The organism is Streptomyces sp. a15 (assembly GCF_059026085.1).
Genome location: NZ_JBWLKM010000052.1, coordinates 4,359 through 29,272, shown reverse-complemented (window position 1 = coordinate 29,272; position 24,914 = coordinate 4,359). Strand labels below are relative to the sequence as shown.

The following is a 24,914-nucleotide window of genomic DNA, read 5'->3' as shown; positions in this document are numbered from 1 at the left end:
ACGTGAACCGGCCACCCGCACTGCGCGCCGTCATCGCCGACGACCAGGCCCTCGTACGGACCGGCTTCGGGATGATCCTGGCCGCGGACGGCATCGAGGTCACGGCCGAGGCGGCCGACGGGGCGGAGGCGGTCGAAGCGGTCCGGCGCACCCGGCCCGACGTGGTTCTCATGGACATCCGGATGCCGCGGATGGACGGCATCGAGGCCACCCGGCGGATCCTCGCCGACAGCGACCCGGCCGCCCTCCGCGTCATCATCCTGACCACCTACGACCTCGACCACTACGTCTACGCCGCGCTCACCGCCGGGGCCAGCGGCTTCCTGCTCAAGGACGTCACCCCCGAGCATCTGGTGGCCGCCGTACGGCTCGTGCAGTCCGGCGACGCCCTGCTCGCGCCCGCCATCACCCGCCGCCTCATCGAGCGCTTCGCCCACCGCGAGGAGGCGCGTCCGGCCGCCCTGCACCGCGACCTGTCCGGCCTCACCCCGCGCGAACTGGAGGTACTGCGGCTGCTCGCGACGGGCCTGAGCAACGCCGAGCTCGCCGACCGGCTGTTCCTCAGCCCCACCACGGTCAAGACCCACATCGGCCGCATCCTGTCGAAACTGGACCTCCGCGACCGCGTGCAGGCCGTGGTCCTCGCGTATGAGTCGGGGCTGGTCGCGCCTGGGGATCCGGCAGGGGACGACTAAAGAGGGCCGAATGCGGGCGAATAAGGGTGAATACGGATGAATACGGCTTCGCCTACCCCGCCCCGTACACCACCCCCGGAGCCTCCCCCTCCGCCAGCAGTTTCAGCGTGACGTCCCCCGCCTCCGCCGGCGTCCACCGCGCGCCCTTGTCGGCGCTCGGCCCCGGCCGCCATCCCTCCATGACGGTGATCCGCCCGCCCTCGGCCTCGAAGACCCGCCCGGTGACGCCCGCGCTCGCGGCCGAGCCCAGCCACACCACCAGCGGTGACACGTTCTCGGGGGCCATGGCGTCGAAGCCCCCCGCGGGCGCCGCCATCGTCCGCGCGAAGGTCTCCTGGGTCATCCGGGTCCGGGCGGCCGGGGCGATCGCGTTGACCTGGACCCCGTACCGCCCCATCTCGGCCGCCGCGACCAGCGTCAAGGCGACGATCCCGGCCTTCGCGGCGCTGTAGTTCCCCTGCCCGACCGACCCCAACAGCCCTGCCCCGCTACCGGTGTTGATGACCCGCGCCACCGGCGTCCGCCCCGCCTTCGCCTCCGCCCGCCAGTGTGCCGCCGCGTGCTTGAGCGGCAGGAAGTGCCCCTTCAGGTGGACGCGTACGACCGCGTCCCAGTCGTCCTCGTCGAGGTTGACGAGCATGCGGTCGCGCAGGAACCCGGCGTTGTTGACGAGGGTGTCGAGACGGCCGTACGCCTTAAGGGCGGCGCGGACGAGAGAGGCGGCGCCCTCGGTCGTGGCGATGTCGCCGCCGTGGGGCACGGCCTCGCCGCCCGCGGCGCGGATCTCGTCGGCGACCCGGCGGGCCGGGCTGTCGCCGCCCGGCGTGCCGTCGAGGCCGACACCGAGGTCGTTGACGACGAGCCGGGCGCCCTCGGCGGCGAACGCGAGCGCGTGGGCGCGACCCAGCCCGCGGCCGGCGCCGGTGACGACGACGACCCGACCCTCGCAGATTCCGCTCATCTCACTTCTCCTTGTGGTCACTTCTCCTTGTGGTCACTTCTCCTTGTGGGCAGTTGCCGCGTCCAGGAACGCGGGCCGGTCACCGCCGCCGTGCACGAGCAGGCTCGCGCCGGTGACATAGGCGGCGGCGTCGGAGGCGAGGAAGACCGCGGCCGCGCCGACGTCGGACGGCTCGGCAAGCCGCCCCAGGGGGACGGTGCGGGCGACGGCGGCCACGGCGTCCGGGCCGCCGTAGTGGAGGTGGGACAGCTCGGTGCGGACCATGCCGACGACGAGCGTGTTGACGCGAACCTCCGGCGCCCACTCGACGGCCATCGAGCGGGCCAGGTGGTCGAGGCCGGCCTTGGCCGCCCCGTACGCCGCGGTACCGGGCGAGGGGCGGCTGCCGCTGACGCTGCCGATCATCACGATCGAGCCCTCGGCACGCCTGAGGTGGTCGTACGCGGCGAGGGACACGGTCAGCGGTGCCAGCAGGTTCAACTCCACGACCCGGACGTGCCGTTCGGCCCCGGCCTGCGCGAGCGGCCGGTACGGGGCGCCGCCCGCGTTGTTGACCAGGACGTCGAGACGGGGCAGCCCGGCGAAGAAGTGCCCCACGGCTTCGGTGTCCCGTACGTCCAGCGGCACGAACTCGGTCTTCGGCACCGGCACGTCCGGCGGCCGGCGGGCACAGACCACGACCTCGGCACCCGCCCGGACGAAGGCCCGCGCGATCCCGGCGCCGACGCCGCGGGTACCGCCGGTGACGACCGCGACCTTCCCGTTCAGCTCCATTCGCCGCTACCCTTCACCTAACAAACGTTTGGTGGAAAGGTAGCTGATGCAGCCATGGGTGTCTCCACCTCGTCCCCGGAAATGGGGCCCGAAAAAAATGGCATAGCCGTCGTCACGGTCGACTTTCCGCCGGTGAACGCCCTGCCCGTGCACGGCTGGTTCGCGCTGGCCGACGCCGTGCGCGCGGCCGGCCGGGACGCCGGGGTCCGGTGCGTGGTGCTGGCCGCCGAGGGGCGGGGGTTCAACGCCGGCGTGGACATCAAGGAGATCCAGGCCCAGGGACAGCAGGCGCTGATCGGCGCGAACCGCGGCTGCTTCGAGGCCTTCGCGGCGGTCTACGAGTGCGAGGTGCCCGTCGTCGCCGCCGTGCAGGGCTTCTGTCTGGGCGGCGGGATCGGTCTGGTGGGGAACGCGGACGCGATCGTGGCGAGCGAGGACGCGACCTTCGGCCTGCCCGAGCTGGACCGCGGCGCGCTCGGCGCGGCCACCCACCTGGCCCGGCTGGTCCCGCAGCACCTGATGCGCGCCCTGTACTACACCTCGCGCACCGCGACCGCGGCCGAGCTGCACGCGCACGGCTCGGTGTGGCGGGTCGTCCCGCGCGCGGAACTGCGCGAGGCCGCCCTTGACTTGGCCCGCGAGATCGCCGCCAAGGACGGCGAGCTCATCCGGCTGGCCAAGTCCGCCATCAACGGCATCGATCCCGTCGACGTACGCCGCAGCTACCGCTTCGAGCAGGGCTTCACCTTCGAGGCCAACCTCGGCGGGGTGGCGGACCGGGTCCGCGACAGCTTCGGCGAGGAGGCCGTCCAGTGAGCGACAAGACCATGTCGGCCGAGGAGGCCGTCGGCCGTCTGGAGAGCGGGATGACGCTCGGCATCGGCGGCTGGGGCTCACGCCGCAAGCCGATGGCGCTGGTGCGAGCCCTGCTGCGGACCGGGATCACCGATCTCACCGTCGTCTCGTACGGCGGCCCGGACGTCGGCCTGCTCGCCGCCGCCGGACGGATCCGCAAGCTCGTCACCGCCTTCGTGACCCTCGACTCGATCCCGCTGGAACCGCACTACCGGACGGCACGCGAGCGTGGCGCCTTGGAGTTGACGGAGGTCGACGAGGCGATGTTCCTGTGGGGGCTGCACGCGGCCGCCAACCGCCTGCCGTTCCTGCCGGTGCGGGCCGGGCTCGGCTCGGACGTGATGCGGGTCAACCCCGAGCTGCGGACGGTCACTTCGCCGTACGAGGACGCGGAGACGTTCGTCGCCATGCCCGCGCTGCGCCTGGACGCCGCCCTCGTCCACATGAACCGCGCGGACCGCCTGGGCAACGGCCAGTACCTGGGCCCGGACCCGTACTTCGACGACCTGCTGTGCGAGGCGGCGGACGCGGCGTACGTGTCGTGCGAACGGCTCGTCGACAACATCGGCACGGCAGAGCTGGCCAAGGAGGCCGCGCCGCAGACGCTGCTCCTCAAGCGGTCGAGCGTGACAGGCGTGATCGAGACGCCGAACGGCGCCCACTTCACCTCGTGCGCCCCCGACTACGGCCGGGACGAGGCCTTCCAGAAGCTGTACGCCACCACGCCGTACGGGCAGTTCGCCGAGCGGTTCCTCGGCGGGGACGAGCAGCACTACCAACGCGCCGTAGAGGACTGGCGGAAGGAGCAGTTCCAGTGACCGTCACCCGTGCCGAGTACTGCGTGATCGCCTGTGCCGAGGCCTGGCGGGACAACGGGGAGGTGCTCGCGAGCCCCATGGGCCTGATCCCGGCCCTGGGCGCCCGCCTCGCCAAGCGCACCTTCTCCCCCGACCTGCTGCTGACCGACGGCGAGGCGATGCTCGTCGGTCTCGACGGCACGGTGGAGGGCTGGCTGCCGTACCGGCAGCATCTGACCATGGTCACCGGCGGGCGCCGGCACGTGATGATGGGCGCGAGTCAGATCGACCGCTTCGGCAACCAGAACATCTCGTGCATCGGCGACTGGGCCAGGCCGAAGCGGCAGCTGCTGGGCGTGCGCGGCGGCCCGGTCAACACCCTGAACAACCCGACCAGTTACTGGGTGCCGAAGCACTCCGCGCGGGTCTTCGTCGAGAAGGTCGACATGGTGTGCGGAGTGGGCTACGACCGTGCCGCCGCCGCGGGCCCCGGCGCCACCCGCTTCCACCGCATCCCGCGCGTGGTCACTGACCTGGGCGTCTTCGACTTCGCCACCCCGGACCACGCGATGCGCCTCGCCTCCCTCCACCCGGGCGTCACCGTCGAGCAGGTCCGGGAAGCCACGGGCTTCGCCCTGCACGTCCCCGCCGAGGTGCCGTACACGCGCGAACCGACCCGTGAGGAGCTGGAGTTGATCCGCTCGGTCATCGATCCGGAAGGTGCGAGGCGGCGCGAGGTCGACGGCTGATGGAGACCGCGCTGACCAGGCTCGTGGGAGTCCGCCATCCCATCGTGCAGACCGGCATGGGCTGGGTGGCCGGCCCTCGCCTGGTCTCCGCGTCGGCCGAGGCGGGCGCACTGGGCATCCTGGCCTCCGCGACGATGACACTCGACCGGCTGCGGGACGCCGTACGGGAGGTCAAGTCACGTACGGGCGAGCCGTTCGGGGTGAATCTGCGCGCGGACGCCGGGGACGCGGGCGACCGGGTGCGGATCATCGTCGACGAGGGCGTCCGGGTCGCGTCCTTCGCCCTCGCGCCCTCCCCCGAACTGATCGCCGAGCTCAAGGAGGCGGGCGTCGTGGTCATCCCCTCCGTGGGCGCCCGGCGGCATGCCGAGAAGGTCGCGGCGTGGGGCGCGGACGCGGTGATCGTGCAGGGCGGGGAGGGCGGCGGGCACACCGGCGAGGTGGCGACGACCGTGCTGCTGCCGCAGGTGGTGGACGCCGTCGGCATACCGGTGGTGGCCGCGGGCGGCTTCCACGACGGACGGGGACTGGTCGCGGCGCTGGCGTACGGCGCGGCGGGCGTCGCCATGGGCACGCGGTTCCTGCTCACCTCGGACTCGACGGTGCCGGACGCGGTGAAGGCGCGGTACCTGGCGGCGACGGTGAAGGACGTGACGGTGACCCGCGCGGTCGACGGCCTGCCCCACCGCATGCTCCGTACGGAACTCGTCGACGCCCTGGAGCACGCCGGCCGTACGAAGGCCCTGTTCCAAGCCGCGCGAAGAGCGGCCGGCTTCCGCAGGCTGTCCGGGCTGACCTGGCGCCGGATGGTCCGGGACGGGCTCGCCATGAAACACGGCAAGGACCTGACCTGGAGTCAGGTCCTGCTCGCCGCGAACACGCCGATGCTACTGAAGTCGGCGATGGTGGACGGCCGTACGGATCTCGGTGTGATGGCCTCCGGGCAGGTCGCCGGGGTGATCGACGACCTGCCGTCGTGCGCGGAGCTGGTGGAGCGGATCATGAAGGAGGCGGAGGAGGTACGGGAGCGGCTCACAGCCTCTCGGTGATCGTCACGTTGGCCTGGCCACCGGCCTCGCACATCGGAAGCCGTTCTCCTCAGAGCCGCTCGATGATCGTGACATTCGCCTGCCCGCCGCCGCCCTCGCACATCGGCACCATCCCCGACGGCCCCCTCGCACTGCTCGGCCCCGGGGGGCCTCCCAGGCTTCGGGAGCCTGCGCCGGACTCCGTCCGCCGAAGCGGGTGGCCGGCCTCTCGCCGTTCTCCTCAGAGCCGCTCGATGATCGTGACATTCGCCTGCCCGCCGCCCTCGCACATCGTCTGGAGGCCGAACCGGCCGCCGGTGCGCTCCAGTTCGTGCAGCAGGGTCGTCATGAGCTTCACGCCGGTGGCGCCCAGGGGGTGGCCCAGGGCTATCGCGCCGCCGTTGACGTTGACCTTGCCGGGGTCCGCGCCGGTCTCCTTCAGCCAGGCCAGGACGACCGGGGCGAAGGCCTCGTTGATCTCGACGAGGTCGATGTCGTCGAGGGACAGGCCGGTCTTCTTCAGGGCGTGCGCGGTGGCCGGGATGGGCGCGGTCAGCATGCGGATGGGGTCCTCGCCACGCACGGAGAGATGGTGCACGCGCGCGCGGGGACGCAGCCCGTGCTCGTGCACCGCCCGCTCCGAGGCGAGCAGCATGGCGGCCGCGCCGTCGGAGACCTGCGAGGAGCAGGCCGCGGTGACGGTGCCGCCGTCGATGACCGGCTTCAGCGCGGCCATCTTCTCCAGGGAGGTGTCCCGGCGCGGGCCCTCGTCGACGGCGGCCTGGCCGCACGCCACGATCTCCCGCTCGAAGCGCCCCTCGTCGATGGCGCGCAGCGCCCGCCGGTGCGAGCGCAGCGCGAACTCCTCCTGGTCCTGCCTGCTGATGCCCCACTTGCCGGCGATCATCTCGGCGCCGACGAACTGGTTCACCGCCCGGTCCCCGTACCGGGCCCGCCAGCCCTCGCTGCCCGCGAAGGGGCCCTCCGTGAACCCGAGGGGCTCGGCGGCCTGCCGGGTCGCGAAGGCGATCGGGATCTGCGACATGTTCTGCACACCGCCGGCGACGACCAGGTCCTGTGTCCCGGACAGCACGGCCTGCGCCGCGAAGTGCACGGCCTGCTGCGAGGAGCCGCACTGCCGGTCCACCGTCACCCCCGGCACCTCCTCGGGCAGCCCCGCCGCCAGCCAGCAGGTCCGCGCGATGTCCCCGGCCTGCGGCCCCACGGCGTCGAGGCAGCCGAAGACGACGTCCTCGACGGCGGCCGGGTCGACCCCGGCCCGCTCCACCAACGCGACAAGCACATGCGCGCCGAGATCGGCCGGGTGGACCGCGCTCAGTCCTCCCCCGCGCCGCCCGACGGGCGTACGGACCGCTTCGACGATGTAGGCCTCGGCCATGGCAACTCCCTCACAGATGGGGGCTATTCGCGTACGGCGATCCCGTCCAGCACCATCGACAGGTACTGCCGGGCGATCTCCTCCGGGCTGTGCTGTCCGCCGGGCCGGTACCAGGACGCGGCGACCCACACGGTGTCGCGCACGAACCGGTAGGTGAGGCGGACGTCGAGGTCGGCGCGGAACACCTCGGCGGCGACCCCGCGTTCCAGCGTGGACAGCCACGTCTTCTCGAACTTGCGCTGCGACTCGGCGAGGAACGCGAACCGCTCCTGCGCGACGAGCTGCTTGCTCTCCTTCTGGTAGATCGCGACGGCGGCGCGGTGCCGGTCGATCTCCCGGAACGACTCGGTGACCAGCGCTTCGAGGGTCTCGCGCGGCCCGAGTTCACCGCCGAGGACGGTGTCGTAGCCGTCCCAGAGCTCGTCGAGGAAGGTCCGCAGGATCTCTTCGAGCATCGACTCCTTGGAGTCGAAGTGGTAGTAGAGGCTGCCCGCGAGCATGCCCGCGTGGTCCGCGATCTTGCGGACGGTGGTGGCGTTGTAGCCCTGCTCGGCGAAGACCTCGGCGGCGGTGCCGAGGAGTTCGCGGCGGCGGTCGCCAGCGGTGGCGGCCGCGGGGGGCTCTGTGGCGGTCACCTGGGGGCTCTTCTTCGTAGGAGGCACAGATCCATTCTCGTCCTAGGCGTGCTGACTGCTGACGGAGACGACCTCGCCCGTCATGTACGAGGAGTAGCCCGACGCCAGGAAGACGATCACGTTGGCCACCTCCCAGGGCTCGGAGTATCGCCCGAAGGCCTCTCTCCCGGTCAGCTCCTCCAGCAGGTCCGCCGACGTCACCTTCACCAGGTGCGGATGCATGGCGAGGCTCGGCGACACGGCGTTGACCCGCACCCCGAACTCGGCGGCCTCCATGGCCGCGCACCGGGTCAGCGCCATCACGCCCGCCTTCGCGGCGGCGTAGTGCGCCTGTCCGGCCTGGGCCCGCCAGCCGGCCACGGAGGCGTTGTTGACGATCACGCCGCCGGTGTCCTGCATCAGACGAAGGGCTGCCCGCAGGCACCGGAACGTGCCGTTCAACGTCACGTCCAGCACCTTGGACCACTGCTCGTCGGTCATGTCGACGAGCTGTGAAGTCCCGCCGAGTCCCGCGTTGTTGACGACGACGTCCAGCCGTCCGTGTTCCTGGACGGCGGCGTCGAACAGGGCCCGCACCTGTGCCTCGTCGGTGACATCGCAGGGGAGGGCCGCCACCGCCCCCGGGAACTCCCGGCTCAGCTCGGCCTCGTGTTCCTTCAGCCGCCGCGCGTGCGCGTCGCTGATCAGCACGCGCGCGCCCTCCTCCAGGAAGCGGCGCGCGGTCGCCCCGCCGATCCCGGCGCCGGCCGCCGCGGTGATGACGGCCGTGCGCCCGCCGAGCAGCCCGTGCCCGGGAACGTACGCCGGAGCCTCGACGTTCTTCATGACAGCACGCTAACCTACCAAACACTTGTTAGGGAAGGAGGGAGACCGTGGACCTGGCCCACTCCCCCGCCGACGAGGCGTTCCGCGCCGAGGCCCGGACCTGGCTGCGCGCGCACGTGCCGGCCGTCCCCCTCCCCTCCTTGGAGACGGAGGAGGGCTTCGCGGCGCACCGCGCGTGGGAGGCCGAACTCGCCGCGGACCGCTGGTCGGTGGTGAGCTGGCCCACGGCCTACGGCGGCCGGGAGGCGGGCCTGATCCGGTGGCTGCTGTTCGAGGAGGAGTACTACGCGGCGGGCGCCCCCGGGCGGGTGAGCCAGAACGGCATCAACCTCCTCGCCCCGACGCTCTTCGACCACGGCACGGAGGAGCAACGCGCGCGCGTGCTCCCGCCCATGGCCTCGGGCGAGGCGGTGTGGGCGCAGGCCTGGTCGGAGCCGGAGGCGGGTTCGGACCTGGCGTCCCTGCGGTCGAGGGCGGTCCGTACGGACGGCGGCTGGCTGCTGAGCGGCCAGAAGACCTGGTCGTCGCGCGCGGCCTTCGCGGACCGCGCGTTCGGCCTGTTCCGCAGCGAGCCCGACACCCCGAAGCCGCACCAGGGCCTCACCTACCTGATGTTCGACCTGCGTGCCCCGGGGGTCACGGTCCGTCCGATCGGCCGCCTCGACGGAAAGCCGGCCTTCGCGGAGCTCTTCCTGGACGAGGTGTTCGTACCCGACGAGGACGTGATCGGCGAGCCCGGACAGGGCTGGCGGGTCGCCATGTCGACAGCGGGCAACGAACGCGGCCTGACCCTGCGCTCCCCCGGCCGTTTCCTCGCGAGCGCCGCCCGGCTGTCCGAGCTCTGGCAGGCCCAGGGCCGCCCGCACAGCACGAGCGACCGCGTGGCCGACGCCCTCATCGGCGCCCGCGCCTACCAGCTCTTCACCTACGCCGCCGCCTCCCGCTTCCTCGACGGCGCTTCGATCGGCCCCGAGTCCAGTCTGAACAAGGTCTTCTGGTCCGAGTACGACATCGCCCTGCACGAGACGGCCCTCGATCTGCTCGGCCCGGAGGGCGAGCCGGCCGACACCGACTGGGCCGAGGGCTACGTCTTCTCCCTCGCCGGCCCCATCTACGCCGGCACCAACGAGATCCAGCGCGACATCATCGCCGAGCGCCTGCTGGGCCTGCCGAAGGGACGCCGTTGATGCGCTTCCTCCTGGACACCGAACAGCGCGCGTTCGCCGACTCGCTGGACGCCATGCTGACGGCCGCGGACACACCGGCAGTGGTACGGGACTGGAGCCGCGGCGAGCACACGAGCGGCCGTGCGCTGTGGCGCCGTATCGCGGAGGCTGGGGTGTTCGCGCTGGCGGTGCCGGAGGCGTACGAGGGACTGGGCCTGCGCCCGGTGGAACTCGCGCTCGCCTTCGTGGAGTTGGGGCGGCATGCGGTACCCGGGCCGCAGGTGGAGACGGTCACGGCGGCGGCACTGCTCGCCGCACTGGACGACCAGGGACCGGCCAAACGCCTGCTGCCCGTGCTGGCCTCGGGCGAGTCGACGGCGACGCTGACCATGGGGCCGTACGCGCTGGACGCGGACATGGCAGACATACGGCTGACGGTGTCGGGGCCGACCCCCGGCGGGGTCCAGGGCCGAGGGGACAGCACGCCTGGGGGTGGCGGGGGCGAACCCGACCCGGCGCGCACCCCCACCGAGCTGCGCCTCGCTCCCCCTCCCGGACCCCCGCGCCCCTCCCTCGACCCCGCCCGGCGCCTCTTCCCCACCCCCCGCGGCGGGGAACTCCTCGCCATCGACCCGCCCCTCGCCCCCGCTCTCCTCCTGGCCCGCCTCACCACCGCCGCGCAAGCCCTCGGCACAGGTCTCGCGCTCCTCGACAGAACCGTCGCGCACGTCAGGCAGCGCACCCAGTTCGGCGTCCCCATAGGCTCGTTCCAGGCGGTCAAGCACCGACTGGCCGACGCGAAGATCGCGCTGGAGTTCGCACGCCCCCTGCTCCTCGGCGCCGCCCTGACGATGACCGAGCGGGACGTCGCCGCGGCCAAGGTCATGGCCTGCGAGGCGGCGTACACAACCGCTCGTACGGCCCTCCAACTGCACGGCGCGATCGGCTACACGGCGGAGTACGACCTGTCCCTGTGGCTCACGAAGGCCCGCGCGCTGCGCACCGCCTGGGGCAGCCCGGACGAGTGCCGGGCCGCCGTCCTCCGGGGGCTCAGTGGTGATCGCCCCTGGTGAGCTCCCGGTACTCCTCCACCGTCGGCTTCTCGATCCGCTTCCCGGGTCCGAACACGGCCTTCGCCAGCCGGGCCCGCAGCCGCTGGGACGGCTTCACCCGACGGCGGACACCGCCCGCGTCGACGAGCGGCCCGATCTCGTACGGTGGCTCCTGCTCGTGCTGGGTGAGAGTGAACAGATGTGCCTGCGAGAGGGGTTCGTGGACCTCGACGTACTCGCCGTTCGGCAGCCTCTTGATGGTGCCCGTCTCCCTGCCGTGCAGCACCTTGTTCCGGTCGCGGCGCTGGAGGCCGAGACAGATCCGCTTGGTGACCGTGAACGCGAGGACCGGCACCACGAAGACCGCGATCCGCACGAACCAGGTGATGTCGTTGATGGACAGGTGCAGGTGGGTGGCCACGATGTCGTTGCCGCCGCCGATCAGCAGCACCACGTACAGGCTGAGCCAGGCCACGCCGAGGCCGGTGCGCACGGGCGCGTTGCGCGGCCGCTCCAGGATGTGGTGCTCGCGCTTGTCGCCGGTGATCCACGCCTCGATGAAGGGGTACACGGCGATGGCCAGCATGACCAGCGGGAACAGCGCGAAGGGGATGAAGACGCCCAGCGCCAGCGTGTGGCCCCAGAGGTTGATCTCCCATCCCGGCATCACCCGGATCAGCCCCTCGGAGAAGCCGAGGTACCAGTCGGGCTGGGCGCCCGTGGTGACGAGGTCCGGGCGATAGGGGCCGAAGGCCCACACGGGGTTGATCTGGGCGATGCCGCCCAGGATCGTCAGCACGCCGAAGACGAGGAAGAAGAAGCCGCCCGCCTTCGCCATGTACACCGGCAGGAAGGGCATGCCGACCACCGACCTGTTGTCGCGGCCGGGGCCCGGATACTGCGTGTGCTTGTGGTAGAAGACCAGGATCAGGTGGGCGGCCACCAGGCCCAGCATGATCCCCGGCAACAGCAGTACATGGATCGGGAAGAGTCTCGCGATGATGTCGTGGCCTGGGAACTCCCCGCCGAAAAGGAAGAAGGACAGGTACGTCCCGACGATCGGGACGGACAGGATCGCGCCCTGGGCGAAGCGGATGCCGGTGCCGGACAGCAGGTCGTCGGGGAGCGAGTAGCCGGTCAGACCGGTGATGATGCCGAGCATCAGCAGCGTCCAGCCGAAGACCCAGTTGAGCTCGCGCGGCTTGCGGAACGCGCCGGTGAAGAAGATCCGCATCATGTGCACGATCATGGCGCCGACGAAGACCAGCGCCGCCCAGTGGTGGATCTGCCGGATCAGCAGCCCGCCGCGCACCTCGAAGCTGATGTCGAGCGTGGACTCGAACGCCCTCGTCATCAAGACGCCGTTCAGCGGTTCGTACGAGCCGTGGTACACGACCTCGGCCATGCTCGGCTCGAAGAACAGGGTGAGGTAGACGCCGGTGAGGATCAGGACGACGAAGCTGTAGAGAGCGACCTCGCCCAGCATGAAGGACGGATGGTCCGGGAAGACCTTGCGCATGTTGGCCTTGGCCAGCGCGTAGAGCCCGAGCCGCCCGTCGGCCCAGTCGGCGAGTTTCTCGCCCTTGCCGGGGGCCTCCCTGCGGGAGCGGGCGGACCCCGCCGTCTCGTTCACCGATCGTGCGCCGTCCATGCGTCGTCGCCTCCCCGTCGGATCCCACTCAGGGTGGCACGGCGGTCACGGGTGAGCCAACGGTGCGAGCAGCCGGGTGACTCAGGACGGCCGTACGATCCCCTGCGCCCGCGCCGCCACCAGCCACTTCGGGAACTCGCCCACGAGACGGTCGTACAACTCGGCGTCGGACACCTGCCGCGGGTCCGCACCGGCGTGGAAGAACCCGGCGTTGTCGACGACCCGCTTGTCGGGCACCGCCAGCTCGTCGAGCCTGCGCAGGAAGTCGAACTGGCGGCTGTCCGGATCGCCGAAGCCGACGAACTGCCAGAACAGGGGCAGCCTGGCCGCCTTGCAGATGTAGCGTTCCGCGGCGGCCCTGCTGCTCGGGCCGCCGTCGGTCTGAAAGACGACGAAGGCCGGATCCCTCGACTCGCTGTCTAGGTAGTGGTCGATGACGGCGTCCATCGCCAGGTGGTAGTTCGTCCGGCCCATGTGCCCAAGGCCGGCCACACACCGCTCGATCTGCCCCTCGTGATCCGCGAGGGCGATGTCGGCGACCGCGTCGACCTCCGTGGAGAAGAAGACCACCGGGACGGTCCCGTCGTCGTCGAGGTGGGCGGACAGACCGAGCACCTGGTCCGCGAGGGCCTGCACACTGCCGTCCTTGTAATACGGCCGCATGGACCCGGAGTAGTCCACCACGAGGTAGACCGCTGCCCGCTCCCCATCCAGCCCGTGCTTCTCCAGCGACACCCCGGCGCTCTTGTACAGGCTGACCAGCGCGGGCGCGGTCTCCTCCACCTTGCTGAGACTGATCGCGACCATGGGCCCCACCCTGTCACACACATGCGGCGGCGCCTGCCCGGTCGTCCGGTCGGGGACTGTGGGGCAGGCGCCGTCTGGTGTTCCGTACGCCTTTGTACGGGACGTCTGTGTGATCCTGCGGGATCAGACCATCAGCGAGCGGTCCGTCGGGCGGATCGGGGCGTGCAGTTCGCTGTCCCCGGTCAGGAAGCGGTCGACGCCGCGCGCGGCCGAGCGGCCCTCGGCGATCGCCCACACGATGAGCGACTGGCCGCGGCCGGCGTCACCGGCGACGTAGACGCCCGGCACGTTGGTCTGGAAGTCGGCGTCACGGGCGATGTTGCCGCGCTCGTCGAGCTCCAGGCCGAACTGGTCGACCAGGCCGTTCTCGCGGTCGGTGCCGGTGAAGCCCATGGCGAGGGTGACCAGCTGGGCGGGGATCTTGCGCTCCGTGCCCGGCTTCTGGGTCAGCTTGCCCTCGACGAACTCGACCTCGGTGAGGTGCAGCCACTGGACGTTGCCGTCCTCGTCGCCCTCGAAGTGGGTGGTGGAGACGGAGTAGACCCGCTCGCCGCCCTCCTCGTGCGCGGAGGTGACCTTGTAGAGCATCGGGAAGGTCGGCCAGGGCTGGGAGACCGGGTTCCGCTCGTCGTTCGGGCGGGGCATGATCTCCAGCTGCGTGACGGAGGCCGCGCCCTGGCGGTGGGCCGTGCCCACGCAGTCGGCGCCGGTGTCACCGCCGCCGATCACGATCACGTGCTTGCCCTCGGCCGTGATGGGGGGCGCCACGAAGTCGCCCTCCTGCACCTTGTTGGCCAGCGGCAGGTACTCCATGGCCTGGTAGATGCCCTTGAGCTCGCGGCCCGGGACCGGGAGGTCCCGCGCGGTCGTCGCACCGGCGGCGATGACGATCGCGTCGTACCGCTTCTTCAGGTCGGTCGCCTTGAGGTCGCGGCCGATCTCGATGCCCGTACGGAAGCGGGTGCCCTCCGCGCGCATCTGCTCGATACGGCGGTTGATGTGCCGCTTCTCCATCTTGAACTCGGGGATGCCGTACCGGAGGAGACCTCCGATGCGGTCCGCGCGCTCGTAGACGGCGACGGTGTGGCCGGCCCGGGTCAGCTGCTGCGCGGCGGCCAGGCCCGCCGGGCCCGAGCCGATGACCGCGACCGTCTTGCCGGACAGGCGCTCGGGCGCCTGCGGGGCGACGTCACCGGTCTCCCACGCCTTGTCGATGATCGAGACCTCGACGTTCTTGATGGTGACCGGCGGCTGGTTGATGCCGAGCACGCACGCCGACTCGCAGGGGGCCGGGCACAGCCGCCCGGTGAACTCCGGGAAGTTGTTGGTCGCGTGCAGACGCTCGGAGGCGGCGCTCCAGTCCTCGCGGTAGGCGAAGTCGTTCCACTCGGGGATCAGGTTCCCCAGCGGACAGCCGTTGTGGCAGAACGGGATGCCGCAGTCCATGCACCGGCTGGCCTGCTTGCTGATGATCGGCAGCAGCGAGCCGGGGACGTAGACCTCGTTCCAGTCCTTGAGACGTACGTCTACGGGGCGGGACTTGGCGACCTCGCGCCCGTGGTTCAGAAAGCCCTTCGGGTCAGCCATTGATCGCCGCCTCCATCATCTTCTCGGTGATCTCGGTCTCGGTGAGACCCGCTCGCTCGGCGGCGTCCTTGGCGGCGAGCACTGCCTTGTACGTGCTGGGGATGATCTTGCTGAAGCGCTCCACGGACACGTCCCAGTTGGCGAGCAGCTTCTCGGCGACCGTCGAACCGGTCTCCTCGGCGTGGCGGCGCACCACGTCGTGCAGCCACTGCTTGTCCGTGTCGTCCAGCGCCTCGACGGCGCCCACATTGCCGACGTTGACGTTGTCGCGGTTCAGGTCGATGACGTACGCGACGCCGCCGGACATGCCGGCCGCGAAGTTGCGGCCGGTCTCGCCGAGGACGACCGCGTGGCCGCCGGTCATGTACTCGCAGCCGTGGTCGCCCACGCCCTCGGAGACGACCGTCGCGCCGGAGTTGCGGACGCAGAACCGCTCGCCCGTCCGACCGCGCAGGAACAGCTCGCCGCCGGTCGCGCCGTACGCGATGGTGTTGCCCGCGATGGTGGAGAACTCGGCGAGGTGGTCGGCGCCCCGGTCGGGACGGACGATCACCCGGCCGCCGGAGAGGCCCTTGCCGACGTAGTCGTTGGCGTCGCCCTCCAGGCGCAGCGTGACGCCGCGCGGCAGGAAGGCGCCGAAGGACTGGCCGGCGGAGCCCGTGAAGGTGATGTCGATGGTGTCGTCGGGCAGGCCCGCGCCACCGAACTTCTTCGTCACCTCGTGGCCGAGCATGGTGCCGACCGTGCGGTTGATGTTGCGGATGGCGACCTGGGCGCGCACCGGCTGGGCGTCGGTCGCGGAGTCCGCGGCCAGGGCGTCGCCGGCGAGCTTGATCAGCTCGTTGTCGAGCGCCTTCTCCAGGCCGTGGTCCTGCGCGATCACCTGGTGGAGCGGGGTGCCCTCGGGCAGCTCCGGCACGTAGAACAGCGGGGACAGGTCCAGGCCCTGCGCCTTCCAGTGGTCGACGGCACGCGTGACGTCGAGCGTCTCGGCGTGGCCGACGGCCTCCTCGATGGAGCGGAAGCCCAGCTCGGCAAGGATCTCGCGGACCTCTTCGGCGATGAACCGGAAGAAGTTGACGATGTACTCGGCCTTGCCAGTGAACCGGTCACGCAGGACCGGGTTCTGGGTGGCGATGCCGACCGGACAGGTGTCCAGGTGGCAGACGCGCATCATGACGCAGCCGGAGACGACGAGCGGCGCGGTCGCGAAACCGAACTCCTCGGCGCCGAGCAGCGCGGCGATGACCACGTCACGGCCGGTCTTGAGCTGACCGTCGGTCTGCACGACGATGCGGTCGCGCAGGCCGTTGAGCAGCAGGGTCTGCTGGGTCTCGGCGAGACCGAGCTCCCAGGGGCCGCCTGCGTGCTTGAGCGAGGTGAGCGGGGAGGCACCCGTACCGCCGTCGTGGCCGGAGATGAGCACCACGTCCGCGTGCGCCTTGGACACACCCGCGGCGACCGTGCCGACGCCGACCTCGGAGACCAGCTTCACGTGGACCCGCGCCTGCGGGTTCGCGTTCTTCAGGTCGTGGATCAGCTGGGCCAGGTCCTCGATGGAGTAGATGTCGTGGTGCGGCGGCGGGGAGATCAGACCGACACCCGGAGTCGAGTGACGGGTCTTGGCGACCCACGGGTAGACCTTGTGGCCGGGCAGCTGGCCGCCCTCGCCGGGCTTGGCGCCCTGGGCCATCTTGATCTGGATGTCGTCGGCGTTGACCAGGTACTCCGAGGTCACGCCGAAGCGGCCGGAGGCGACCTGCTTGATCGACGAACGGCGCGCCGGGTCGTACAGCCGGTCCGCGTCCTCGCCGCCCTCACCGGTGTTGGACTTGCCGCCCAGCTGGTTCATGGCGATGGCGAGCGTCTCGTGGGCTTCCTTCGAGATGGAGCCGTACGACATGGCGCCCGTCGAGAACCGCTTGACGATCTCGCTGACCGGCTCGACCTCGTCGACGGAGATCGGCTGCCGGTCGCTCTTGAGACCGAACAGGCCGCGCAGCGTCATCAGGCGCTCGGACTGCTCGTTCACGCGCTCGGTGTACTTCTTGAAGATGTCGTACCGGCCGCTGCGTGTGGAGTGCTGGAGGCGGAAGACCGTCTCCGGGTCGAACAGGTGCGGCTCGCCCTCACGGCGCCACTGGTACTCGCCGCCTATGTCGAGGGCGCGGTGCGCGGGCGCAATGCCGCTCGCCGGGTACGCCTTGGCGTGCCGGGCGGCGACCTCCTTGGCGATGACGTCGATGCCGACGCCGCCGATCTTGGTGGCCGTACCGCGGAAGTACTTGGCGACGAACTGCGCGTCCAGGCCGACCGCTTCGAAGACCTGGGCGCCGCGGTAGGACGCGACGGTCGAGATGCCCATCTTGGACATGACCTTCAGGACGCCCTTGCCGAGGGCGTAGATCAGGTTGCGGATGGCCTGCTCGGGCGCGCCGTCGGTGGCCTGCAGGAATGTGCCCGCGCGGACCAGGTCCTCGACGGACTCCATGGCCAGGTACGGGTTCACGGCCGCGGCGCCGAAGCCGATGAGCAGGGCGACGTGGTGGACCTCGCGGACGTCCCCGGCCTCGACCAGCAGGCCCACCTGGGTGCGCTGCTTGGTGCCGATGAGGTGGTGGTGGACGGCCGCGGTGAGGAGCAGCGACGGGATCGGCGCGTGCTCGGCGTCCGAGTGGCGGTCCGACAGGACGATCAGCCGGGCGCCGTTCTCGATCGCGGCGTCGGCCTCGGCGCAGATCTCCTCCAGGCGCGCGGCGAGGGCGTCACCGCCGCCGGAGACCCGGTACAGGCCGGACAGGGTCGCGGCCTTCATGCCGGGCATGTCGCCGTCGGCGTTGATGTGGATGAGCTTGGCCAGCTCGTCGTTGTCGATGACCGGGAAGGGCAGGACGACGCTGCGGCAGGAGGCGGCGCTCGGTTCGAGCAGGTTGCCCGCCGGGCCCAGCGACGAGCGCAGGGAGGTGACGAGTTCCTCGCGGATCGCGTCCAGCGGCGGGTTGGTGACCTGCGCGAACAGCTGGGTGAAGTAGTCGAAGAGGAGGCGCGGGCGGTCGGACAGCGCGGCGATCGGCGAGTCCGTGCCCATCGAACCGATCGGCTCGGCACCGGCCTTGGCCATCGGCGCCACGATGATGCGCAGCTCCTCCTCGGTGTAGCCGAAGGTCTGCTGACGGCGGGTGACCGAGGCGTGCGTGTGCACGATGTGCTCACGCTCGGGCAGGTCGGACAGCTCGATCTCGCCGGCTTCCAGCCACTCGGCGTACGGCGCCTCGGTGGCGAGCTGCGCCTTGATCTCGTCGTCCTCGATGATGCGGTGCTCGACGGTGTCGACGAGGAACATCCGGCCGGGCTGCAGGCGGCCCTTGCGGACGACCCGGGAGGGCTCGATGTCGAGGACGCCGACCTCGGAGCCGAGGACGACGAGGCCGTCGTCGGTGACCCAGTAGCGGCCGGGGCGCAGTCCGTTGCGGTCGAGGACCGCGCCGACCTGCTTGCCGTCGGTGAAGGTGACACAGGCCGGGCCGTCCCAGGGCTCCATCATCGTGGAGTGGAACTGGTAGAAGGCGCGCCGGGCCGGGTCCATGGAGTCGTGGTTCTCCCACGCCTCCGGGATCATCATCAGCACGGAGTGCGGCAGCGAGCGGCCGCCCAGGTGCAGGAGTTCGAGCACCTCGTCGAAGGACGCCGAGTCGGAGGCGTCGGGCGTACAGATCGGGAAGACCCGGTCCAGCCCCTTGTCCCCGAACAGGTCGGAGACCAGCTGGGACTCGCGGGCGACCATCCAGTTGCGGTTGCCCTTGACGGTGTTGATCTCACCGTTGTGCGCGACGAAGCGGTACGGGTGCGCGAGCGGCCAACTCGGGAAGGTGTTCGTCGAGAAGCGCGAGTGGACCAGCGCGATGGCCGACGCGAAGCGGCGGTCGGACAGGTCCGGGAAGAAGGGCTCCAGCTGGCCGGTGGTCAGCATGCCCTTGTAGACGATCGTCCGCGCGGACAGCGACGGGAAGTAGACGTCGACCTCGCGCTCGGCGCGCTTGCGCAGCACGAACGCCTTGCGGTCGAGGGTGATGTCGGTCGAGGAACCGTCCGCGACGAAGATCTGCCGGAAGGCGGGCATCGTCGAACGGGCGGTGGCGCCGAGCAGTTCGGGGGCGACCGGCACTTCGCGCCAGCCGAGGACCGTCAGGCCCTCTTCCGCGGCGATCGTCTCGATCCGTGAGACGGCGTCCTCCAGCCCGTCCTCGGGCAGGAAGGCGGTACCGACCGCGTACGCACCGGCCGCGGGCAGCTCGAAGGCGGCCACCTCACGGAAGAAGGCGTCCGGCACCTGGGACAGGATGCCCGCGCCGTCGCCCGAGTCGGGCTCGGAGCCGGTGGCACCGCGGTGCTCCAGGTTGCGCAGCACCGTGAGCGCCTGCTCGACCAGCGCGTGGCTCGCCTCGCCGGTGAGGGTGGCCACGAAGCCGACGCCACAGGCGTCGTGCTCGTTGCGGGGGTCGTACATACCCTGCGCAGCAGGGCGAGCATCCATGAAGGACCGCTTCTGGCCATTCGTGGAGTGCTGGGACGGCTGGCGCGGCGTACGCATCGGCTCTCCCGTCGTCGTCAAGTGGCATATGCAGATTGCCGAGGGACGACGTTGGCCCTCTGCGTGAGTGCAAAATTTCGTGCAGGTTACATGATGGAGCGGATCTCGGGAACCGGATACTCCGTTCCAACATGCGGACGCCACGGGCGTGCGGCGGGGGTACCGCGCACGTGGCTGGAAGTATGTGGGACCGAACGGGACAGATCAGTGTCCGTCGGCCCGGCGGCGGAGCAGGCGTCGTCACCCACCCCGCGAGTGCGCCGCAGGCTCCCTTGCCCGCAGCGCTTACGGCTCATGCCCGGTGGTTAAGCATTCGAAACCAGCGAGTAACGGCTACTTATGCGGCCCAACGCATAACCTGCAGCCGACCTATCCTACGGCCGTTCCGAACAAGCTGCCCAGGGCGTACGTCACACCGGCCGCAGCACCCCCCAGAGCGAGCTGCCGCAGCCCGCTGAACCACCAGCTCCGCGCCGTCACCTTGGCCACGATCGCGCCGCACGCGAAAAGCCCGAAGAGTGCGAGCAGCACGGCGGGCCACAGGTCGGTGGCACCGAGCAGATAGGGCAGTACGGGAAGCAGGGCGCCCAGCGCGAACGCCCCGAAGGAGGACACCGCGGCGACCAGCGGCGAGGGCAGGTCACCGGGGTCGATGCCGAGTTCCTCGCGGGCGTGTATCTCCAGCGCCTGCTCGGGATCACGGGACAGCTGCCGGGCCACCTCGCGGGCCAGCCCCCGCTCGACGCCCCGCCCTTCGTACAGGGCCGCGAGCTCGGCCTCCTCGTCCTTCGGGTGCTTTCTCAGCTCCCTGCGCTCCACGTCCAGCTCGGCCTCGACCAGCTCGCGCTGCGAGGCAACGGAGGTGTACTCGCCGGCGGCCATGGAGAAGGCACCGGCGGCGAGCCCCGCGAGTCCGGTGATGACGATGGTCTGATGGCCGACCGAACCGCCCGCGACACCGGTCATCAGGGCGAGGTTGGAGACCAGCCCGTCCATCGCACCGAAGACGGCGGGCCGCAGCCAGCCGCCGTTCACATCGCGGTGCGTGTGGTTGTCGCGGTGCGCCTCGTGCAGTGACGCCTCGGTTTCGATGATGGCCATGCGCTTCCCCCAGGGACTTTGGACTTCTTCTAGTTTTCGACAACATAGAGAGTACGCCGTCGCATTCCCCCTCGCCAGCAAGGAAAGGCTGGTCTAACCTGCGGTTTTGCCGTCGGACGCTCATTCGATCAAGGGGTCGCACAGATGTCGACCGGGTGATGCTGAGGCGACCGAGGCTCTGGCGAACCGCTCCGGTGGGACACATCCGCAAAGGGCTCCGCCCCCTGCGCGCAGCCCCCAAGGAGAGGCCGCGTATGGCATCGATCGCCTGCATTCCCTCGGTCCCGGCGCCCGGGGACGCCGCCGACCTCCGCGAGCGGGCCCGCGGCGCCCTGCTCGGCCTGGCCGTGGGAGACGCCCTCGGGGCCCCGGCGGAGAACATGAAGCCCTCCGAGATCCGGGCCCGCTGGGGCCGTATCACCGGCTACGTCGCGGACCGCCCCTCCGGCACGGACGACACCGAGTACGCGATCTTCTCGGGCCTCCTGCTGGCCCGGCACGGCTCGGCCCTCACCCCGGCCCACGTGGAGGCGGCCTGGCACCAGTGGATCGCCGATCGCGAGGAGGGTCCCTTCCGGGGCGCCGGCTTCAGCGAACGCGGCACGCTGGAGAACCTGCGCCGCGGCCTCGCCGCCCCCATCTCCGCCCAGCACCGCCACGCCTGGAGCGACGGCCTGGCCATGCGCGCGGCCCCCTTCGGCGTCTTCGCGTCCGGCCGCCCCGCCGAAGCGGCCCGCCTGGTGGCGATCGACGGCTCGGTGAGCCACGACGGCGAAGGCATCTACGGCGGCCAGGCAGTGGCGGCGGGCGTGGCGGCGGCGATGGCCGGAGCACCGACCGTCGCCGTGGTCGCCTCCGCCCTGGCCGTCGTCCCGGACGACTCCTGGACGGCCCGCTCGCTACGCCGTGCGGTGGCGGTCGCCCACCGGGGGGAGCGGGCGGTCCGCTCGGCGGTCGTCATCGGCGGCTACCCCTGGACCGACCTCGCCCCCGAGGCCGTCGCCCTCGCCTTCGGCGCCTACGCGGCCGCCGACGGCGACTTCGTCCAGGCGGTCCTGACAGCCGTCAACATGGGCCGCGACGCCGACACCACGGCGGCGGTGGCCGGCGCGTTGGCCGGCGCGACCCACGGCGTCTCCTCGATCCCGCCGGACTGGGCGGCGGCGATCGGCCCGGCGCGCGGCAGCTGCCTGCCGTCCATGGCGGGCCACCACGTCCTCGACGTGGCGGAGCTGCTGACGCCGAGCGAGGACGGGAGATGGAGCACGGAGGGCTTCGTACCGAGCGCGGCCGCTGACGAGACGGAGGCCCTCGCATGACACCGCCCAGCCCATGGGACGAGGGAGCCGCAGCGGAGCTGATCGCACCCGCGGCCGCCGACGGCGAGGAACCCCCACAGGGGCCACCCGCACCCGACGACGAAAGTTGTACGGGTGATGCGGGTGGGAACACAAAGGCCGAAGGCGAAGCCGAGGCCGTCAAGCAGCGCCGCCGAATCGAGGGCCTCCTGCTCGGCCTGGCCGCAGGCGACGCCGCCGGCTGGCCCGCCGCCCGCCACCGAGCCGCCCGCATGCCCGACTGGACCCGCCGCCTCACCCGCGAACTCGACACCTTCGCCGAACAGAACGCGACGACCACCCTCCCCGTCCCCATCGCCCTGAACCAACCCCCCGAACCCCTCCGCCTCGGCCCCTCCGACGACGCCGAATGGGCAGTCTTCGCAGCGGAAGCAGTCCTGCGCGCAGGCGACGACACCGTCCTCGGCGACCTGAGCCGAGAACGCCGCACCCGCGCCGCCATCGACCTGACCTGGAACGCCCTGGCGAGCGAGGTCGCCGCCGCGGCGGACCGCGCCCCCGAGGTCGAGTCCGCGGTGCTCCCCCTGCGCGCCCGCATCTCCGTCCGCGCCGGCCTCGGCAACCTCGCCACCGGCCTCCGCCCGCCCGCCACCGGCCACGACAACCCCCACTACTTCGACGACGCCGCCTGCGTACGGGCCTGCGTACTCGCCGTCGCCCACCCCGGCGACCCCCGACTCGCCGCGGAGCTGGCCGAGTTCGACGCCCGCTACACCCAGGACGGCGACGGAGTGCACGGCGCCCGCGCGATGGCCGCGGCACTCGCCCTCGCCCTGGCGGGAGCCGACGTACAGGCATGCGTCACCGCCGCACTCGCCGAGCTCCCCGAGTCCACCGAGATCGGCCGCAACGCCCGCCACGCACTCAAGCTCGCCCAGGACGCCGAGAGCGCCTTCGCCCTGATCCCGCTCCTGGAACACCAGATCGTCGACCACGTCTACAGCTACGGCATCGCCGCCGCCGAAACGGTCCCGGTCGCCCTGGCCCTGGCCGCCGCGGCGAACGGCCGGATCGCGGAGGCGGTACCGGCCGCGGCCTGCCTCTCCCGCGTCGCCGACTCGGCCCCCGCCCTCGCGGGCGCCCTCACCGGCGCCCTGGGCGGCGGCGCGTCGATCCCCGCCTCCTGGCGCGACACCTGCCGCACCCTCTCCGGCTGCGTCCTCCCCCGCCTCACCGACACCGACCTGGTGGAACTCGCCGAACTCCTGGAAGCCGCACAACCGGCCCCACCGGAGGGATGATTCGGGGCATGACACCCAAAGGAGCAAAAAGCGGCCACGCTTCGAGTCTGGACGAACGCATCACCGGCGCCCTGGTCGGCGCCGCCGTCGGCGACGCGCTCGGCGGCCCCGTCGAGGGCTACTCTCCCGAGCAGATCCTGCAGCGCCACGCCGGTCGCGTCCACGGCATCGTCGGCCCCTGGAACGGCGACGACTGGCGCACGGCCCGCCCCATCGCGCCATACCACAAGGGCGACGGCCACGTCACCGACGACACCTTGATGACCCACGCGCTGGTACGGGTGTACGCGCAGGTCCGCGACCACCTCGACGCGTACGCGATCGCGGACCACCTGGTCCCGGACCTGATGACGAACCCGCGCTGGATCCCGGAGCTGGAGGCGGAGGCCCTCCCCCTCCAGCGCCTCTTCCTGGCGGAGAAGTGGCTGGTGACCCGCCTCCACTACGGGCACGTCGACCCCCGCGAGGCCGGCGTCGGCAACATCGTCAACTGCGGCGCCGCGATGTACATGGCCCCGGTCGGCCTGGTCAACGCGGCCAACCCGGCGGGCGCGTACGCCGAGGCACTGGACATCGCGGGCGCCCACCAGTCGTCGTACGGCCGTGAGGCGGCGGCCGTCTTCGCAGCGGCGGTCGCGGCGGCGAGCACGCCCGGCGCGACCCCCGACTCCGTCGTGTCCGCCTGCCTCTCCCTGGCGAAGGACGGCACCCGGACGGCGATCGAGCAGGTCTGCGAAACGGCCTCCCGGCACTCGGACTTCGAGTCCGCGCTGGCCCCTCTCCGCACGGCGGTGGCCCCGTACGACACGGTCGGCCCCGACTACCGACAGCCCTCCCTGGGCGCCCGCCGCCCCTCCCGCCTGCACACCATCGAGGAACTCCCCATCGCCCTGGGCATGCTGCTGGTCTCCCGCGGCGACTACCGCCACGCGGTCCTGGGCGCGGTGAACTACGGCCGCGACTGCGACTCCATCGCCACGATGGCGGGCGCGATGGCCGGCGCCCTCGGCTCCCCGGTCCCGGAGGACTGGGCGAAGCAGGTCTCCGAGGCCAGCCGCCTGGACCTCTGGGAACCGGCGACCACCCTCACGACCGTCACCCGCGAGATCTTCCAACGGGACGTCACCCGCCGCCGATCCCACGAGGCGGCCCTCACCGAACTCGGAGCCTGACATGCTCCGCCTCACCTGGGTCCAGCCCGAGGACCTGATCGGCCACGAACTCCACCAGGCAGCTCAGGACGGCCGCGAGCCCTCCGCGATCGCCGCACGATGGAAAGCAGCCGGCGGCAAGATCGCCCCCCTACGAGCAGGCGCATCCCCAGAACCGGCCTCAAGATACCTACGCCAACTCGCAGAAGACCTCCTGGACGAACTCGCGGACCTACCAAGCAAGTTGGCCGACAACGAGCCCACGAACCTGGCAAAGATCAGGGCCCTGTGCCCGAACTGGCCACCGCCCCAACCGGCAGACAGCCGAACCCACCCAGCTACGGGCAGCGGTCGTGCCGGACCCACACAACCTGCAGGCAGCGGTCGCGCCGGACCCACACAACCTGCAGACAACAGCCCCGCCGCACCCACCCAGCCTGCCGGCACTCGTACCGCTGCACCCACACACCCTGCAGACAGCAGCCCCGCCG

Annotated in this window: 20 protein-coding genes and 1 pseudogene; 11 read left to right on the top strand and 10 right to left on the bottom strand. The window is 71.3% G+C overall.

Features of this window, described 5'->3' with window-relative positions:
* Positions 1–2 precede the first annotated feature (2 nt).
* Positions 3–695 carry a response regulator gene (locus AC5P09_RS35585; protein WP_493877845.1) on the top strand — a complete coding sequence of 231 codons (693 nt, stop codon included), beginning with the start codon at positions 3–5 and terminating at the stop codon, positions 693–695.
* A 52-nt stretch (positions 696–747) separates the two neighbouring features.
* On the opposite strand, the gene AC5P09_RS35580 is transcribed toward AC5P09_RS35585, so the two are convergent.
* Together AC5P09_RS35580 and AC5P09_RS35575 are read right to left on the bottom strand one after the other, a co-directional pair.
* Entirely contained in the window at positions 748–1,656 is a 909-nt protein-coding gene (locus tag AC5P09_RS35580; protein ID WP_493877844.1) for an SDR family oxidoreductase, read from the bottom strand.
* A 33-nt stretch (positions 1,657–1,689) separates the two neighbouring features.
* On the bottom strand, positions 1,690–2,430 hold the full coding sequence (locus tag AC5P09_RS35575) for an SDR family oxidoreductase (RefSeq protein WP_493877843.1): 741 nt from the start codon (positions 2,428–2,430) through the stop codon (positions 1,690–1,692).
* Positions 2,431–2,484: 54 nt separating this feature from the next.
* On the opposite strand from AC5P09_RS35575, the gene AC5P09_RS35570 reads away from it, so the two are divergent.
* Genes AC5P09_RS35570 through AC5P09_RS35555 form a run of 4 tightly spaced genes read left to right on the top strand, consistent with a single transcriptional unit; the run spans position 2,485 to position 5,880 of the window.
* Complete coding sequence (locus tag AC5P09_RS35570; protein ID WP_493877842.1) at positions 2,485–3,246, top strand: enoyl-CoA hydratase family protein; 762 nt, start codon at positions 2,485–2,487, stop codon at positions 3,244–3,246.
* Positions 3,243–4,103, top strand: a complete 861-nt coding sequence (locus AC5P09_RS35565; RefSeq protein ID WP_493877841.1) for a CoA transferase subunit A — start codon at positions 3,243–3,245, stop codon at positions 4,101–4,103. Before AC5P09_RS35570 ends, AC5P09_RS35565 begins: the two co-directional genes overlap by 4 nt.
* Positions 4,100–4,831 (top strand): CoA-transferase subunit beta, encoded by a 732-nt coding sequence (locus tag AC5P09_RS35560; protein ID WP_493877840.1) that lies wholly within the window; start codon positions 4,100–4,102, stop codon positions 4,829–4,831. The genes AC5P09_RS35565 and AC5P09_RS35560 overlap by 4 nt, the downstream gene beginning before the upstream one ends.
* Positions 4,831–5,880 carry an NAD(P)H-dependent flavin oxidoreductase gene (locus AC5P09_RS35555; RefSeq protein ID WP_493877839.1) on the top strand — a complete coding sequence of 350 codons (1,050 nt, stop codon included), beginning with the start codon at positions 4,831–4,833 and terminating at the stop codon, positions 5,878–5,880. Before AC5P09_RS35560 ends, AC5P09_RS35555 begins: the two co-directional genes overlap by 1 nt.
* Before the next feature lie 220 nt (positions 5,881–6,100).
* Here the strand turns inward: AC5P09_RS35555 and AC5P09_RS35550 are convergent, their stop codons facing one another.
* The 3 genes from AC5P09_RS35550 to AC5P09_RS35540 are packed head-to-tail and all read right to left on the bottom strand — an operon-like array spanning position 6,101 to position 8,718.
* Positions 6,101–7,258 carry an acetyl-CoA C-acetyltransferase gene (locus tag AC5P09_RS35550; RefSeq protein WP_493877838.1) on the bottom strand — a complete coding sequence of 386 codons (1,158 nt, stop codon included), beginning with the start codon at positions 7,256–7,258 and terminating at the stop codon, positions 6,101–6,103.
* Between the two features lie 23 nt (positions 7,259–7,281).
* Complete coding sequence (locus AC5P09_RS35545) at positions 7,282–7,920, bottom strand: TetR/AcrR family transcriptional regulator (RefSeq protein WP_493877837.1); 639 nt, start codon at positions 7,918–7,920, stop codon at positions 7,282–7,284.
* A 15-nt stretch (positions 7,921–7,935) separates the two neighbouring features.
* Positions 7,936–8,718, bottom strand: a complete 783-nt coding sequence (locus tag AC5P09_RS35540) for an SDR family oxidoreductase (RefSeq protein ID WP_493877836.1) — start codon at positions 8,716–8,718, stop codon at positions 7,936–7,938.
* Between the two features lie 47 nt (positions 8,719–8,765).
* Between AC5P09_RS35540 and AC5P09_RS35535 the strand changes: the two genes are divergently transcribed.
* Positions 8,766–9,905, top strand: a complete 1,140-nt coding sequence (locus AC5P09_RS35535; RefSeq protein ID WP_493877835.1) for an acyl-CoA dehydrogenase family protein — start codon at positions 8,766–8,768, stop codon at positions 9,903–9,905.
* Entirely contained in the window at positions 9,905–10,957 is a 1,053-nt protein-coding gene (locus tag AC5P09_RS35530; RefSeq protein WP_493877834.1) for an acyl-CoA dehydrogenase family protein, read from the top strand. Before AC5P09_RS35535 ends, AC5P09_RS35530 begins: the two co-directional genes overlap by 1 nt.
* Here the strand turns inward: AC5P09_RS35530 and qcrB are convergent.
* The 5 genes from qcrB to AC5P09_RS35505 form a co-directional block, all read right to left on the bottom strand.
* Positions 10,935–12,587, bottom strand: coding sequence for a cytochrome bc1 complex cytochrome b subunit (gene qcrB, locus AC5P09_RS35525; protein ID WP_493877833.1), 1,653 nt, complete (start codon positions 12,585–12,587; stop codon positions 10,935–10,937). The genes AC5P09_RS35530 and qcrB overlap by 23 nt on opposite strands.
* Positions 12,588–12,668: 81 nt before the next feature.
* Positions 12,669–13,394: a vWA domain-containing protein gene (locus AC5P09_RS35520; RefSeq protein ID WP_493877832.1), complete on the bottom strand. Its 726-nt coding sequence runs from the start codon at positions 13,392–13,394 to the stop codon at positions 12,669–12,671.
* Between the two features lie 123 nt (positions 13,395–13,517).
* Positions 13,518–14,981 (bottom strand): glutamate synthase subunit beta, encoded by a 1,464-nt coding sequence (locus AC5P09_RS35515; RefSeq protein ID WP_493877831.1) that lies wholly within the window; start codon positions 14,979–14,981, stop codon positions 13,518–13,520.
* Positions 14,974–19,572: a glutamate synthase large subunit gene (gene gltB / locus AC5P09_RS35510; protein WP_493877830.1), complete on the bottom strand. Its 4,599-nt coding sequence runs from the start codon at positions 19,570–19,572 to the stop codon at positions 14,974–14,976. Before gltB ends, AC5P09_RS35515 begins: the two co-directional genes overlap by 8 nt.
* Positions 19,573–19,941: 369 nt before the next feature.
* Positions 19,942–20,673 carry a VIT1/CCC1 transporter family protein gene (locus tag AC5P09_RS35505; RefSeq protein WP_493877829.1) on the bottom strand — a complete coding sequence of 244 codons (732 nt, stop codon included), beginning with the start codon at positions 20,671–20,673 and terminating at the stop codon, positions 19,942–19,944.
* 254 nt (positions 20,674–20,927) lie between these two features.
* Between AC5P09_RS35505 and AC5P09_RS35500 the strand changes: the two genes are divergently transcribed.
* The 4 genes and pseudogenes from AC5P09_RS35500 to AC5P09_RS35485 form a co-directional block, all read left to right on the top strand.
* Positions 20,928–21,992 carry an ADP-ribosylglycohydrolase family protein gene (locus AC5P09_RS35500; RefSeq protein ID WP_493877828.1) on the top strand — a complete coding sequence of 355 codons (1,065 nt, stop codon included), beginning with the start codon at positions 20,928–20,930 and terminating at the stop codon, positions 21,990–21,992.
* Positions 21,989–23,272 (top strand): ADP-ribosylglycohydrolase family protein, encoded by a 1,284-nt coding sequence (locus tag AC5P09_RS35495; RefSeq protein WP_493877827.1) that lies wholly within the window; start codon positions 21,989–21,991, stop codon positions 23,270–23,272. Before AC5P09_RS35500 ends, AC5P09_RS35495 begins: the two co-directional genes overlap by 4 nt.
* 8 nt (positions 23,273–23,280) lie before the next feature.
* Complete coding sequence (locus tag AC5P09_RS35490; RefSeq protein WP_493877826.1) at positions 23,281–24,444, top strand: ADP-ribosylglycohydrolase family protein; 1,164 nt, start codon at positions 23,281–23,283, stop codon at positions 24,442–24,444.
* 1 nt (position 24,445) lies between these two features.
* Positions 24,446–24,914 (top strand): annotated as a pseudogene (locus AC5P09_RS35485) (ADP-ribosylglycohydrolase family protein); the annotation flags it as partial.